Origin of the sequence: [Brevibacterium] flavum, from assembly GCF_019317305.1 — a bacterium.
GTDB lineage: Bacteria > Actinomycetota > Actinomycetes > Mycobacteriales > Mycobacteriaceae > Corynebacterium > Corynebacterium glutamicum.
The window spans coordinates 2,103,864-2,119,190 of record NZ_CP079240.1; the positions used below are offsets into that span (position 1 = coordinate 2,103,864).

At 55.3% G+C, this 15,327-nt stretch carries 9 protein-coding genes; 1 reads left to right on the top strand and 8 read right to left on the bottom strand.

From position 1 onward, the window contains the following. Positions 1-29 precede the first annotated feature (29 nt). From KW808_RS10260 to KW808_RS10280, 5 genes are all read right to left on the bottom strand, one after another. Positions 30-2,108: a [protein-PII] uridylyltransferase gene (locus tag KW808_RS10260; protein ID WP_003861920.1), complete on the bottom strand. Its 2,079-nt coding sequence runs from the start codon at positions 2,106-2,108 to the stop codon at positions 30-32. Positions 2,109-2,129: 21 nt separating this feature from the next. After that, positions 2,130-2,468 (bottom strand): P-II family nitrogen regulator GlnK, encoded by a 339-nt coding sequence (gene glnK, locus KW808_RS10265; protein ID WP_003856355.1) that lies wholly within the window; start codon positions 2,466-2,468, stop codon positions 2,130-2,132. 55 nt (positions 2,469-2,523) lie between these two features. Next, entirely contained in the window at positions 2,524-3,840 is a 1,317-nt protein-coding gene (locus KW808_RS10270; RefSeq protein WP_003856357.1) for an ammonium transporter, read from the bottom strand. A gap of 332 nt (positions 3,841-4,172) precedes the next feature. Further along, positions 4,173-4,838 carry a choice-of-anchor L domain-containing protein gene (locus KW808_RS10275; RefSeq protein ID WP_231107826.1) on the bottom strand — a complete coding sequence of 222 codons (666 nt, stop codon included), beginning with the start codon at positions 4,836-4,838 and terminating at the stop codon, positions 4,173-4,175. A 99-nt stretch (positions 4,839-4,937) separates the two neighbouring features. Then, positions 4,938-5,900: a hypothetical protein gene (locus KW808_RS10280; RefSeq protein WP_034983814.1), complete on the bottom strand. Its 963-nt coding sequence runs from the start codon at positions 5,898-5,900 to the stop codon at positions 4,938-4,940. On the opposite strand from KW808_RS10280, the gene KW808_RS10285 reads away from it, so the two are divergent. Continuing rightward, complete coding sequence (locus KW808_RS10285; protein WP_170844374.1) at positions 5,895-6,185, top strand: hypothetical protein; 291 nt, start codon at positions 5,895-5,897, stop codon at positions 6,183-6,185. The genes KW808_RS10280 and KW808_RS10285 overlap by 6 nt on opposite strands. A 219-nt stretch (positions 6,186-6,404) precedes the next feature. Here KW808_RS10285 and ftsY read toward each other — a convergent pair whose 3' ends face one another. From ftsY to smc, 3 genes are all read right to left on the bottom strand, one after another. Beyond that, positions 6,405-8,165, bottom strand: coding sequence for a signal recognition particle-docking protein FtsY (gene ftsY, locus KW808_RS10290; RefSeq protein ID WP_003861921.1), 1,761 nt, complete (start codon positions 8,163-8,165; stop codon positions 6,405-6,407). 169 nt (positions 8,166-8,334) lie between these two features. Next, the gene (locus KW808_RS10295) at positions 8,335-11,709 is read right to left on the bottom strand and encodes a hypothetical protein (protein WP_003861922.1); all 3,375 of its coding nucleotides are present in this window, start codon (positions 11,707-11,709) and stop codon (positions 8,335-8,337) included. A 143-nt stretch (positions 11,710-11,852) separates the two neighbouring features. Then, positions 11,853-15,320 (bottom strand): chromosome segregation protein SMC, encoded by a 3,468-nt coding sequence (gene smc / locus KW808_RS10300; RefSeq protein WP_003861924.1) that lies wholly within the window; start codon positions 15,318-15,320, stop codon positions 11,853-11,855. Between the last annotated feature and the right edge of the window lie 7 nt (positions 15,321-15,327).

Consider the following 15,327-nt stretch of genomic DNA (forward strand, 5'->3'; position numbering starts at 1 on the left):
ACCTGGGAGGACGATCGATATGATCAATTTCAGCTTGCGGCTAAGACCTTCATCACGTCTCGCTCGACGGCTACGCGATCAAATCCTGGGGCAAGGGCCGCTTGAACAATTAAGGTGGCGCCACGTGTGATGGCGTTGATCCAGAGGGCGGATGGCAGCGTCCTAAGCAACGCATAGATCGCACCAATGCGCAGTTCGGTGCGTACTTCCAAAATGTTGCCGTACCAAAATGTCGCGGTCAGACCCGGGGCCGGTGCCGGAACATCTGAATAGATTCCAGATTGATAAGACTGGAGGAATAACTGCGGATCAAAATCCTGCGGCCCGTTGGCGCGGACATCAAATTCGCCTGTCCACTCCCCATTCGCGACCATGCGCGCCGCGTTGACTGTCCAACCTTTAGCAGCCATGACACTAAAGATTTTGCGCAGGTCATCGCCATGCCATCGCACCGTGTTGGTGCCGTCTTTTTCCACCAACGCGATGTCGCCTCGATGCACAAGCATGGGTGCAACAGGCCGAATATCGATAAGCCTCGAACGGGCGCACTGACACACAATCCGCAATGCCTGCTCAAGTCGCGTTGACCACACGCCTGGGCCAGTTGCCTCTGCGTCTGCCTCTGTCAACACTTCGAGAAGATTGAGCGTGACCAAGTCATAGTGCACAGCATCTAAGAGCTTTTCGACGGCCTCCTCCGAGCGCGGATCAAGGCGGCTGGCAATTTTGGCCAGCGTTGTGTGTTCCGCGACCAGCGTTTGCACGCTGGCGCGGTCACGCAGATTTAGTCCCATCCGACTTGCGGCTTTTGCCACCATCTCCGCACCGACTTGCTCATGCGGACGATCAGTTCCTTTACCAATGTCGTGGTACAACGCGCCCAGCACCAATAGGTCAGGGCGAGCCACGGTGACGGTTTCTAATGCGCAGCCTGCCACAGTGTTCAGACTGTGCTCATCGATGGTGGACACGTGGCTGGGTTCACGCGGCATGAGTCCTCTGATGCGATCCCACTCTGGAACGTAGCGTTCCCACAGGTGGTGACGATCCATTTGTTTGACTACACGCCTGGTATTTTCTGGGCTGGAGAGAATCCGGAAAAAGTCGGCTGAAGCTGCAGGTGGCCAAGGTTCTGGTAGCTCAGGGCACTCAGCAAGACGTGCCCATGTGCTGTCAGAGACAGGCAAACCAGTTTTCGCAGCAGCCGCAGCTACACGCAACGGCAGTGCGGGATCGGTGAGATCTGGTTTTTTCGACAACGCGATAGTGCCGTTGGCATCCACCACGTCAACATCGAGTGGTCGCCTCACGGTATTGCGGAAGGCAAAGCCACCGCGGCGAGGCAACAGTCCACGGGCTGTCGCAAGTGCCGCAGTAAGCGCGTCATCAATGGCTCGGGCGGCGTCGGCGATTTCGCGACCTAAGTGATAGCGGTCAACGAAACCAAGGTCAAGAGCGATGTCGACAGCAAACTCTGGGTCCAGCACGTCGCGTGAGCGTCGGGCGTGAACGTGAAGCAGCGTGCGAACGTCGACAAGCAATCTGTGTTGCGAATCAAGCTTGGGCACATCGCAGAGGTGGCCCAACGCTAGCGCGTTGATAAGTTCAAAATCGCGGAGCCCTCCCCTGCCATGTTTAAGGTCGGGGCGGGTCATAGCGACGACAGGGCCGGAGCGTCGCCAGCGCGCAATCGCGGTTTGGACAACCGCATCAAAGTTTTTATTAAGTTCTTGGCGCCACTTGTCCAAAATCTTGCGGCGCGTGGTGGCAAAGAGATCTTCGTCTCCAGCAATAAATCGAATATCGAGCATTGCAAGCGCTGCCGTGGAGTCTGCGGAAATCATTTCCACGCATTCCGCGGGTGTCCGAACCGAATAGTCGAGGCGTTTCTTAGCGTCCCAAATGGGGTACCAAAGATCTTCGACGCCCTCGGGGGTCTGCCCGGGTGGGTGGATCAAAATTAGATCAAGATCCGAGTAGGGCGTTAGTTCTGAGCGAGCTAGTGAACCGGTGGCAGCAAGGGTTGTTCCTGCTGGAAGCGCCAAAGAGCCCAGCAACGCCAGGGCATCTTGTTCGGCGCCATGGCGGAGCTGGGCTGGGTCATTCATTGATGTAAGCGCGAATCTTTCTTAGAGGGCAGCTTCGCCGCGCTCACCGGTACGCACGCGTACGAGCTCGTCAACAGTGGTCATCCACACCTTGCCGTCGCCTACCTTGCCGGTACGGGCGGTATCGACGATTGCGGTGATAACTTCTTCTGCCTGAGCGTCAGCAACGATGACTTCGATCTTGACCTTTGGAACAAAATCAACTGCGTATTCTGCACCGCGGTAAACCTCAGTGTGGCCCTTTTGCTGACCAAATCCCTGGGTTTCGGTGACTGTCATTCCCTGAACACCGGCCTGCTCGAGTGCATCCTTAATGTCAGTGAGGGTAAACGGCTTGACGATAGCGGTGATGAGTTTCATGGGGACGTCTCCTTCAAAAGGACGGTCGGAGTTATGTAGCTATTTTTAAACAAACTTAACGAATTTCCGGCCCTGTGGTGTCATAAGCCGATTCTCCGTGTTCGTTGAAATCAATGCCTTGCTGTTCCACTTCATCATCAACGCGCCATCCCATGGTTGCTTTGAGGATGTATGCAATGACTGCAGTAACAATTCCAGCGAAGACCATGGCAACAAGTGCGATGACAATCTGAACAATAAAGAGTTTAAATCCATCGGATCCGCCACCGGTAAACCAGCCTGCGTCAGTTGCGAGGAGGCCGACACCGATGGTGCCCCAGAGACCGGCGACCAGGTGGACACCGACTACGTCGAGGGAGTCGTCAAAACCGAAGCGGTACTTCAGGCCAACGCCGAGGCACGCAAGGCCACCGCCGATGACACCGAGGATAAGGGAGGTTACTGGGGTGAGAGATCCCGCAGCTGGGGTGATGGCAACGAGGCCGGCGACAACACCGGAGGCAGCACCGAGGGAGGTTGCCTTACCGTCGCGAATCTTTTCTACGGCCAACCAGCCGAGCATTGCTGCTGCGGTAGCAGCGGTGGTGTTTACCCATGCCAAGCCAGCCATGCCGTCGGCGGCGAATGCGGAACCGCCGTTGAAGCCAAACCAACCGAACCACAGCAGTGCTGCGCCGAGCATGACGAAGGGGAGGTTGTGAGGTCGAGCGATCGACTTACCAAAAGTCTTACGCTTGCCGACGATCAATGCCAGCACCAATGCTGCCGTACCAGCGGAGATGTGGACGACGGTACCGCCAGCGAAGTCGATTGGTGCGATGTTGGCTTCACCGTCGGTGACACCGAACATCCAGGCTGCGAAGCCGGGCTCGAAGTGGCTGAGCAATCCGCCACCCCAGACCATGTGTGCCAGTGGGAAGTAAGCGAAGGTAGCCCACGCTCCGGAGAAGACGAGCCAGGTGGAGAACTTTACGCGTTCTGCCAGTGCACCGGAGATAAGAGCAGTCGAGATAACTGCGAAGGTGAGCTGGAATCCAACATCGATGATGTTGGGGTATCCGGCTGCGCCTTCGATGTAGTTGCCTTCTGCATCAACGATGGAATCTTTAAGGCCGAAGAGCTCAAATGGGTTTGCAAAGATACCTGCGATGGACTGGGTTCCATAGGACATCGACCATCCCCACAGGATATAGATGACGCTGACGACACCCAAGGTTCCGAATGACATCATCATCATGTTGAGCACGGACTTTTGACGGGACATACCGCCGTAGAAGAAAGCCAGTGCTGGTGTCATCAAGAGCACCAACGATGCGGACATGAGCATCCATGCTGAGTTTCCAGAGACTGCTGCGATTTGATCTGCGCTCATAGCGTGGACGACCTCCTTTTGCCTTAAGTTTTATTCAAGCTATTTTTGTGGATTCGAGGAGCGCCTGATGGGGTTGACGACCCTCGAACCGAAATTAACTATAGCCCTACAGAAACCAATTTCGATAGCTCTATAGAATATTGAAGGGAGGATAGTGCGTATTTTCTATAGTTCAACAGGCAGTTTGGGGTGATGTTAAGTGCATCACAGTGACTGTCAAAACCGTGTGGAACAGCAATGAATCCCCTGGCCAATTCAAGGGATTGGACACAAAAAAGCGAGTGCGCCGCACCCGAAAATTCAGAGACGGCACACTCATCTAAAACCATGCCCTACTCGGAGTAAATTCCTCCCTCAACCAGTGCAATTGCACTGTCATAGATAGCGTCTCCCGTATCCGCGATGGCAATATGCACATCTACCGGAACCCCTGGGGCCACCGGTACAGCACTTCGAAGATTCGTTGTAAGCCCATTAAACGCAGTGTTGTATCCCCAGGCTCCAGTTTGATTGTCAACGTAGTACTGCGAATTGACCAAGTGATTGACAGTATTCACCGAGATTGTCTCATTCGTCGCAGGCACAACCGCACAGTTTTGACCATTAAGAGAAATCGCCATGACATCGTTGTACGAAGAATTGACGTACTCTGGATACTCTTCAGATGCAAAGGCGTACTCGATATACAGGGTATTACCTGCTGGAATCACGGTCACCTGATACGAAGCGGCATCCCACGTCTCGCCTCCCGACAACTCGGAGAGAACATTCGATCCCGGGTTTCCCGGGTTAGTTGAAGCAAAATCCCAAGGAGCTCCCGCAGCATCTTCAATCTTTCCGGTACCTAATACCCACGTAGGCTTATCTTCAAAAAGCCATTGAGGAAGCCCCCACTGCTCCGGAGAACCAGTAGCGTTGCCATTCTGCAATTCCACACCATGACCCACTAGGTCAGGAGTTGGGTCGGCACCGGGATCTGGCAACTCCAAAGCGCACAAGTCGCCTTTCTTGAAGAACTCAAAATCCTCTTTTAGGAATGAATGCTCCCAGCCAACCCCTAGCTTGAGCAGGTAAACTGACGCCTCCCAACTTACGTCTCAGGTTACGCCAGCGCTTGCAGTACAGGTCGCCTCCGTCGGGGTAAACGTTGCGTCAAGCTTTACCCACCCAGCAACCTCGGCATAAATACTAACCAAGTCATACAGCTTGGTGTTCAAACTGGGGACAATTTGCACCTTGGCCTCAGCACTTGCTTCAAGCGTAATGTCGCCTAGGCCATCGACTTTCATGTCAGGCTCATTAATTCCACTGAATGATCCATCCGAGTATTTCAACCCAGCCTCATGACTCACCTTAAGGTTGGGATTATAAGAGAACTCGCCACCAACCCCAACCAAAAGCTCCAACTCCAGGGCTCCCTCCGTGGTCATGTACACCGGGACTGGACCGACAGTAAAGGCATGTACGAACTGCACTTGAGCTAAGGTTTTGTTCCAGTCGGTAGATACTTCCACACCAGCACCAATGCGAACATCTGATTCAATAAATGGCGTAACAGTAGCACCGAAGCCTTTCAGTTTCGACCAGCTAATCTCATAGCCCAATTCGGCGTTGACTCCGATATTGCCTGCTACCTTGACAACAACTCCGTCTACATTGTCTTCAAGCTCGAAGGCCTCTTCATAGATGCCCTTCACTACCCCATCATTAAAATAGGTCGCCGTTGGCTCAGTAATTGTCACTCCTGGCTCTGGAATCAGATCGAAGCTGACCAGCTCTGGCGTGGGCAACTGATAGCCGTCCGAATCCTCGACAATGTCCGTCAACGTCGCAGGCTCGGTAACGATCACGGTGGTGCCATTGTCCTCGTCATTGATGGAAATAGTCTTGAGCAATGCCCCCTCAGGTAGGAACTCCGTTGGCACTACCGAAAGCACGGATCCTTCCACCAATGAGCTGTCCTCAACGTGTTGATCGGAAATCTCAAGCGTGCCATACGGGTTAGAGCTGCCATCTACATTGGCATTTTCAAAAAGCTCTTGAGCCTCGTCTTCATGCACCGCACTGCTAGTGGATTAACCACCATTCCCTCTGGAATTGGGGATGACGTAGCTGAAGAAGAACTTCCTGAAAGACCTACGGCTGCCAGCAGCTCCATAAAACAGCCCCATCAGTCCCAACAGGGAAATTATGCCCTGGATGATATTCATTTTTTCTCCCCCTACGTTTTGTGGGAAGAAACGGTAGCCATAGACGCGCACGCTTACTCTTCTTCCCTTCAAGAATTGTTATTTACTGTGATACTCTCTTCGAGACTGTGGGCTAAGACCATTGATTTAGAATAAATTAATATGTTAAATCTATGGTTTTCGCTGAATGCTTTTGATGGCTAAGTATCAGCAAATCTACTTTGTTATTTCTTCGTTATCTTGAAGTTGTAAGACAAATTCATGTCCTCGTCAGTTTTTTTAACCTGACCAGGTTGAGCACAAAAACATGGGGTGGTGTTGCTGAATTTTCAGCGACACCACCCCATGTGTGCGAGCGTCTAAAGAATCCGTTCCTTAGCCAAGCAAAGCGTCAACAAAGCCCTCGACCTCAAATGGTGCGAGATCATCAGCCCCCTCACCAAGGCCAACAAGCTTGACGGGAACACCCAGCTCTTCCTGAACTTGGAAGACAATGCCACCCTTGGCCGTGCCATCCAACTTGGTGAGCACGACACCCGTGATTTCTACAACCTCACGGAAAATGCGGGCCTGCTGCATGCCATTTTGGCCAACAGTGGAATCCAGCACCAAGAGAACCTCATCCACCACAGCCTTCTTCTCTACCACGCGCTTGACCTTGCCCAACTGGTCCATCAGGCCAGTGGAGGTGTGAAGGCGACCGGCGGTGTCAATGAGCACGACGTCCGCCTGGCGCTCGACCCCCTTGGCAACAGCATCGAAAGCAATCGATGCTGGATCCGCACCCTCTGCGCCACGAACAGTCTCTGCACCAACGCGACGACCCCAGGTTTCAAGCTGATCAGCCGCTGCTGCACGGAAGGTATCCGCAGCTCCCAAAACAACCTTGTGCCCCATCGAGACCAACACGCGGGCCAGCTTGCCGGTGGTTGTGGTCTTACCTGTGCCATTAACACCAACGACCAAAACCACTGCAGGCTTGCCCTCATTAGGCATGGCCTTAATGGAGCGGTCAAGATCGGGGCGACAGGCGTCGATAAGCGTCTCGCGCAACATGGCACGGGCCTCGGCCTCGCTGCCGACGCCGCGCTCTGCAATCTTGTCGCGCAATTTATCGACCACGCGCGCGGTGACCTTGGAGCCAAGATCCGCCTTGATCAGCATCGCTTCAATATCTTCCCAGGCATCCTCATCGAGGTCGCCGGCGGATAAAATGCCCAACACGGACTTGCCGAAGACATTCTGGGAACGCGACAAACGGGTGCGCAGTTTGCCGATTCGACCAGATGCAGGCGCAATGTCGTCAATTGGTGCCGGTGCTGGCTCAGGCGCAGTGTCTGGAACTGGGGTCTGCTCGCGGGCAGCCTCTGCGAACTCGGCGGTAACCGATGCGGCTTCGGCAGCTTCGGTTGCTTCTTCCTCAACGGATTCCAGCGCCTGGACTTCAGCGTTTTCGGCCGCCTCGATCCCAGCGACTCCAACGGGCTCGTCGAGTTCTTCGACGGTCTCCTCAAATACAGGAGCCTCTTCTGCAGCAGGAACTACCTCCGCTTCTGGCTCTTCTTCAAGCTCAGCTGGTGTTTCTTCGGGTGCGGCATTGAGTGTTTCAGCCACGTCGAGGGAAATCGCCTCAGGCACCTCAGAAGTTGGCTCAGGAACTGGCTCTGCAGAAGCTGCATCAACCGCATGCTCACCGCCCGATGGTTCCTCTGGTGCTTTTTCAGGTTTAACCGGGGCAATTGGTTCAGCCTGTGCAGCAAACTCATCGGTTGCAGGCTTCTCTGCAGCTGCTCCTGGCTCTGCCGTGTCAACCGGTGGCTCAGTGACTGGATCAGCAGCGGGTGGAACTACTGGCGGAACTACTGGTGGTACAACCGGGGTGGCCGGTGGTTGGGTGGAAAGCTTCTGGTCATCGCGGAGAACTGGCTCTTCGTTCTTGGCTGGCGCAAAGTTAAAACCACCCTGAGCTTGGTAGTTTCCGGATTTCTCTTGCTGGGTGAGTTGCTTCTTTTCTTCTTCAGGCTTTTCAAAACTAACGGTTTTTGATTTCCCTCGTTGATTGCCCACGATCAGCACGATGATGATCGCAAGAATAACGAGGAGGACTAGTCCAATAATCCAAAAGGTTGCATCCATGCCCACCACCTTAACAGTTCAGCATCTGTCCGGCCTTACTACCTGCACAAATGGCAGAAAATTCGATGGTGGCCAAGACGCTAGAACGTGATTGTTTGGAGCAAAAAGTAAAGGGGGCTTTGACGATCCGAGAGATTCGGATTGTAAAAGCCCCCTTTGCGGTGTGGTTTTAGTCAACCAATCCTGGGTTGCGCGCGCCCAACACCATTGCTTCAGCGGAGATCAAGTCACCGGTGACCAGGTCTGGCACCAGATCAGCGATTCGACCCCAACCGGCAGATGCACGATCGAGAGTTCGGGTCTTGCCGATCAATTCGTGTGCATGCAAACGGGATGACAACGCGAATACCAACGACACCACTGGGGTGAGTGCCCACATGTTTTCTGGGTTGTCAGTGTTGACACCATCGAGCTTGTCGAATCGAATACGTGCGGAGGAATACAGCTGACGCTGGGTTCCACGCATGGCACGAAGAAGTTCTACAGCGGTCTTAATCAAGCCTTCAGTCTGGAGAACCTCACGGAGTGCATCGCGCTTCTTGAAGGTTTCGAACACTGCCATGAGGCGGGTGTTGTCTTCCATCAGTGGTCCAGGAACGATGTCGGCGTTGCTGAAGAACATGTCCAGCAGTGCTTTTTGCTGGGTTTCGTTCATGCCGGCAATCGCAACGGTGGATTGGTCGATGCATGCGGTGTCCAAAGTGGAGTCACGGCCAGTTGCAAGGGTGGACAGGATGTTCTTGCCGGCGACTTCCTCAAGTTGTCCGAGGATTGGCAGCAGTGGTGTGCGGTTGCCTATCTCTTCGGCTTCCTTGAATGCGCTTGGCAGTGCACCCAGGAGTTGCAGGGTTCCGATCCATGCGGTGCGGTGCACTTCTGTTGCTGGTGATTCCGTGGTGAACGGTGAGGCTGCCAGTCCGGAGGAAATGACTTTTCCAGGTAGTGCCTGTGCCGGAACCAGCGAAGCGGACAGACCCTTTAGTGCTGCGGCTGGTGAGGAGCGCAGGGCGGCATGGACTACTGGAAGATGCTCGGTGTTTCCCTGTTCGGTCCAGATATGGGAAACATCCCAAAGTGCGGGGACCACAGCGTCACTGATTGGTGGTTCTTCTACTTCCCCACCGAAGAATGCTGAAAGCTGTGCATATTCTTCGGTTTGTGCTGAGTAGTAGCCTTCTTGTTCCACCGTGACTGCAGCTTTACCTGGCGACAATGGGGTCACGGAGGTAGTGAATGGGTCAGCGGTGTGGAGTTGAACAATCAGGTTGCCTGCGCCGACGAGAACTTCAGGGAGTTCCAGTTCTGGTCCGGTGACAGCAAGTTCCACTGCGCTTACCCACGGTGCGGTTTGTGGCCACACCCATGCAGCGAGTTGGCGACCGGCTGCGAGATCTTCGAAAACGAGCTTTCCATCTTCGATGGTGATGCCAGTAAAGTTCTCAGTTTTGTCAATGACAGCAATCGTCACGGAAACGCGACGGTCAACCTTGCGGTCGGTCCATTCAAATTCGATGGATCCGCGTGGCATCACAAAGGTACTGGCTGCGATTTCCTTCATGTTGGCAATCCAGGTACGGCCATTGTCAGGGGTGACCATTTTCACGGTTCGCAGTGGTGAACCGTGGTGGTTGCGCACACTGACCTTTGGATCGCCGACATCGACACCGGTGCGGATGCGGAGTTCGCCTGCGCCGTCGAGGTCGCGTGGTCCGCAGACAGTACGGGTGACGCGCCAGGTTGGCGGCTCGGTGGTCAGTGGAAGTTCGATGGCGATTTGTGGTGGCACAAATCGCAATGGCATTTGATCGCCTTCATCGGTGGTGACCACGAATGATGCGTTGGGGTCGGTTGCTTCAACGGTGACCAGGCGTGGCTCTGCGGTGAAGTGCTTTTCACCGGAACGCACGCGTAGGCTGGCTTCGCTGAGACCAGTGGTGGTTGGGATTCGAAATGATGCACCTGAGGCGACTTCGAATTCGGTGGTCATGCCTTCGACGATGGCGAATTCGTGTCGGAAGGATTCATTGCGTGGGCCGCGGAGTCGGACCAGGTATTCGCCCACCCATGGGGCGTCGTAGATTTCTGGGTCGAAGATGGCGAAAAGGCCACCGTCGGCAGGGACTTCCAAAGGCTCTGGCTCGGCGATTTCTTCACCAGCAGCGCCTACACCTGCGAAAGCCGAGATGGAGAGCATCCAGGTTTCGTCTTGTCCGCTCAGGGTTGGTGGGAACTCGGCGATCAGGGACTGCGCGTGTACGGGGAGTCCGGAAATGGATCGTACGTGAGGGACCAGTTCGGCTGGGTGGTGGAAGGCAACGCGTCGACGTGGGTCAATGCATCGGACTTCTTTGTTGACCTTCAGAGAGGACAGGCCACGGGCGTCCACGCGGGAGCACACCCATGAGTTCCAGCCCTCTACGAGGAATTGCTCAATAACTGGTACTGGCTGGCCAGTGACCATGTCTTCGAGTTTTGCTTCCGCTGGCGCGAGAACGTAAATCTCTTGATGGTGCAGGGAGACCTTGTCGGTGAGGTTTTCACCGCGCGCGGAAAACACCAGCACTGGGTCGTTGAAGTCCACGACTGGGACAACCCAGGTGATTTGGTTTGAGGTGTCGGTGACGGTGGTTTCGCGGATTTGACGCTCGACAGTGATGTCGAGGGCTTCGGAGTATCCAGAAGTATCGCCCCATGCTCGGCGGGTGGAGAAAATCCGGGTGGTGCCTTCTAGGCTGACTCGCCAGTTGATTTCATCGTCGCTGACGCGCTGTTCAGGTAGACGCAGGCAGACTTTGCGGCGTTCTGCATCCAGGATGAGGCGTGGGCGAAGCTCACGAAGTGCCACACCAACGGAGTTTTCACGGTCGGCAGTACCAACTGGGCGTTCCCGAAGTTCCGCCACAACGATCTCATCGATCATGGCTGGCAGTGAGGATTCGCGCTGGCGGTCTGACCAAGAAGTTCGGTGGGTGGTGGCAAATTCAATGAGTTCTTGAACTCCGCCGATAAGGGTCTGTGCCCACTCAGGGGTTAGGCGCAGGACAGCGTCGAACATGAATGGATATTCGGTGGTGCCGTTTTCCACTTCGGTCAGCACTGCAGCCACTTCGTGGTTACTAATGCCTGCGTGGATGGATAACAACTCCAATGGAGATGCAATTCCCTCAGGAACGAGCAGGCCAGCCTGTGCGAAGAGCTTTTCGGTCAACCCTTCAACAACTGCTGCGTGTTCTGCGCTAAGTCCCAGTCCTCCGATGTATTCACCGAAGAAATCTGCTGGATCGCTGATCCGTGACGCCCGAGACACCAAGGTGGTGACTGTCAGGCATGGGGTCATTTCAAAAAGACCCTCAAGGCTTGCGCCCGCGCCTACCTGGCGGGACAAAAAGGTGCCGTAAAAACGATGAATGCGCTCGAGCTCATCGTGTCGCAGCTGAATTTGTGGAAAGTACTCTACCCCTGCAAGACGCTGGTTCAGATCCAGCTCAGTTTGTGATGCCCATCCGAGCAATGAATCTGTCATGTCTGCGATGCCAGCCGGCATGTATACACTCTCCCCGCGCAAAAAATGCGTTTTCCTCTAGAACTAATTGTGATGTTTAAACACACTACCCCACTGCAAGCGCTGAAACATCTGTAGCCAACCTGCGCTGTGAGCTGGAACATCATCCGTGCTCAGCGCAGGTTTTACCCCGCCACAGTTTCCATTGCAGAAGCAGGTTCCATGCGTTGGGAGATCACGCGGGTAACGCCATCGCCACGCATGGTGACGCCGTAGAGTACGTTAGCCACATCCATGGTGGGTTTTTGGTGGGTGATCACAATGAGCTGGGAGTCGCGGCGCAACTCTTCAAACAGTGCGATAAGTCGGCGAAGGTTGACATCATCGAGTGCTGCTTCCACCTCATCCATCACGTAGAAGGGGCTGGGTCGGGCGCGGAAAATCGCGACGAGCATGGCTAGTGCGGTGAGAGATTTTTCGCCACCGGATAGCAGCGATAGGCGCTTGACGCGTTTTCCTGGTGGGCGGGCTTCCACTTCGATGCCGGTTGCCAGCAAATCATCGGGCTCGGTGAGGATCAGTTTGCCTTCGCCACCTGGGAACAAGGTGTTGAACACGCGTGGGAATTCTGCTTCCACGTCGTTCCAGGCATCGGTGAAAAGCTGCAGAATTTTCGCATCGACTTCTTCAATCACGCCGCTCAGATCGGCGCGGGCTTGTTCCACATCGGCCAATTGGGTGGAGAGGAACTCGTAGCGCTCTTCCAAGGCTTTGAATTCTTCCAAGGCCAGGGGGTTGACTTTGCCCAGTGCGGCGAGGTCTTTTTCGGCTTGTTTGAGGCGTGCCCGTTGGAACTTTTCATCAAAGTTTTCATCTGGGGTGTAATCGCGCAGCAATTCTGCGACCGGAATGCCAAGTTGCTCGGTGATTTTGGCAACGGCTTCCTCCATGCGCACTTGAGCTTGGCTGCGCGCAAGTTCCATGGAGTGGGCGTTGTCGCTGAGTCGATTGAGGTGCTGGCGTGCAGCACTCACAGCATCTTTGGCGCGCGCTAAGTGTGAGGTCAGCAGCGCTTTATCGCGGTTGTGCTGATCTCTTTCGATGGCTGCTTGGGCAAGGGCAGCTGAGACACGCTCGGCCACATCGCGTGCGCCATTGTGCACGGCTACAGCCAATTGGGTGCGCCTGCGACGGGCTTCCATGGCTTGTTCATGCCGGATTTTGGCTTGGCGCTCATGCTCGGCCTGGCGTCGCAGACTATCGCCCTTGCCCCGCTGCTGCCCGGCGCGCTCTTCGGCGGTACGTTGGGCAAGGCGTGCTTCCATTTCCATGGCGCGGATTTGTTGCAGCTCGGCATTTGCTTGGTCGCGGGCGGTGGTTGAGGGTTCGTCAGCGTCTTCTTCGTCTTCCACGCGGGAGAGTCGATCGACGATGTCTTCTAACTGTTCGCGCAGCTCTTCCCGGCGTGTTTCCGCAGCATGAAGGCGTCCAACATGGCGGACGCGCTCGGATTCGGCGGCCTCATGTTGTTTGTCCAAGCGCGCGAGATCGCGGGTGATGGAATCCCTGGTCATGTCGAGTTCGCGCAGGGCTGCGGTGCGGGCAGCCACCTCGACGCGAGTGTTGTCGGCAGCGTGGAGGGCGCCATCAAAAGTGCCGGCAATGTCGTCCAAGGCGGCAGAGGCCGCAGCAAGTTGAGCTTCTGCTTCCTCAATTTGAGCTGTGATTTCCACAGTTGAGGTTTCCGTGCCGACCTGAATCCATCCAGCGCCGATGAGCACACCATTGCGGTCAACGGCACGCAGGCGAGGATCATCCTCGATTGCTTGGCGGCCGAGGGAGGGGTCGTCGACAAGCACAACGTCGGCAAGCAGCCGGTTTACCGGGCCGGCAATCGCCGGATCCAGATCAACATGGTCGAGCAGCCAGCTCGCCCCGGCCGGAATGTTCGCGTCCAGGCGCCATGCGTCGCCAGCCTGCGTGCCATCAACAATGATGGTGCGTGCAACGCCGGCGTCGATAAGCTTCTCGACGAGCCCTTCCACAGCCTCGCCAGCCAGCGCCTCGGCATGCGCACCCAGGGCGGCAGCGAGAGCCTTATCGACGTTTCGTTGCGGTCGAATCAACGTGGCCAGCTGCGGGTAATCCACCACATCAGCAGCATCGGAACGTGGCCTATTTTGGTTAAGCGTCTCAATGCGCGACTGCAACCTGGATACTTCTTTTTCCAGATCGCTGCGCTTAGTACGAAGCTCCTCAAGGCGAGTCTCTGCTGCTTCGGCTTCATGTTTTGCCTGTTTGAGGGCTTCTTCCAAGGGCGCACGATCCGTGTCAACGCCCTGTTTACGCTCATCGGTGAGGCGACGTTCACGTTCCACATCCAAAATGCGGCCGATGAACTCCTCAAGCTGCTCACTGAGTCGCTCAGCTTCCTCCTCTGCTGACGTGTGCTGGGTGCGCAAAGATTCCTCAGATGCAAGCAGGCGCACAACACCTTCACGACGATCAGAAATCGCCCTGACCTGCGCCAAGTGTTCACGCTCAGCCTCACGAGCCTGCGCGGCCTTATCCTCGGCTTCCTCTTGAATGGAGGTCAAACGCTCGGTGGCCATTTCCACGGCCATCTCGAGTTCTTCTAATTCTTTGTCAGCAGTTTCGGCCCGACCAAGCAACTCATCAGGATCCTGGCCCGCATACGGCACATCCGTGGCACCTGAACTCGCACGGTCTGCAGCAATACGCATCGTTGCCGACACCCGCTCAGCCAGCGAAGACAAATCAAACCACAACTGTTGCGCAGCTTCAGCCTGCGGAGTGATCTCCGCCAACTCCATCTCCACTTCCATCTGAGTTGTGGTGGCTTCTTCCAGCTGCTCTTGTGCTGCTTCCGCCTGCTCACGAATCATTTTCTCGCGCTCAGTAGAGGTTTCCAGCTTCTCCGAGAGCTTCACGATCTCAAAGCCAGCAATCTGGAAACGCGCATCACGCAAATCAGCCTGCACCGTCGCCGCACGCTGCGCTGCTTCCGCCTGCCTAGCCAACGGCTTGAGCTGCTTGGCCAACTCATGGGTCAGATCCTGCAAACGATCAAGATTGACCTGCATGCCCTGAAGTTTGCGCTGCGCCTTTTCTTTCCTGCGCCGGTGCTTGAGCACACCCGCAGCTTCTTCGATATACGCTCGCCGATCTTCGGGGCGGGACTCCAAAATCTCTGCGAGCTTTCCCTGCCCCACCATGATGTGCATTTCACGGCCAATACCGGTATCCGACAACAGCTCCTGGATATCCATCAATCGAGCTTTCGCCCCATTGATCTCATATTCACTTGCACCATCACGGAACATCCGCCTGGTCACCGACACTTCGGTGTACTCAATGGGCAGTGCGCCATCAGAGTTATCAATGGTCAGCGTGACTTCTGCGCGACCCAACGGTTTACGATCGCCCGCGCCAGCAAAAATGACATCTTCCATTTTGCCGCCACGCAAGGTCTTCGCAGAACCTTCACCCATCACCCAGGCCAGCGCATCAACCACATTGGATTTGCCTGAACCATTCGGACCCACCACGGCACAAATGCCTGGCTCAAATTTCAGGGTCGTCGCAGACGCGAAAGACTTAAACCCCTTGAGCGTCAACGATTTCAAATACATAACGGGG

Bases quoted from the DNA above. Each gene is read 5' to 3' on its own strand.
- KW808_RS10270 (WP_003856357.1), bottom strand. From the start codon at position 3,840: ATGAGCGCAGATCAAATCGCAGCAGTCTCTGGAAACTCAGCATGGATG.
- glnK (WP_003856355.1), bottom strand. From the start codon at position 2,468: ATGAAACTCATCACCGCTATCGTCAAGCCGTTTACCCTCACTGACATT.
- ftsY (WP_003861921.1), bottom strand. From the start codon at position 8,165: ATGGATGCAACCTTTTGGATTATTGGACTAGTCCTCCTCGTTATTCTT.
- KW808_RS10260 (WP_003861920.1), bottom strand. From the start codon at position 2,108: ATGAATGACCCAGCCCAGCTCCGCCATGGCGCCGAACAAGATGCCCTG.
- smc (WP_003861924.1), bottom strand. From the start codon at position 15,320: ATGTATTTGAAATCGTTGACGCTCAAGGGGTTTAAGTCTTTCGCGTCT.
- KW808_RS10295 (WP_003861922.1), bottom strand. From the start codon at position 11,709: ATGCCGGCTGGCATCGCAGACATGACAGATTCATTGCTCGGATGGGCA.
- KW808_RS10285 (WP_170844374.1), top strand. From the start codon at position 5,895: ATGCACCGCACTGCTAGTGGATTAACCACCATTCCCTCTGGAATTGGG.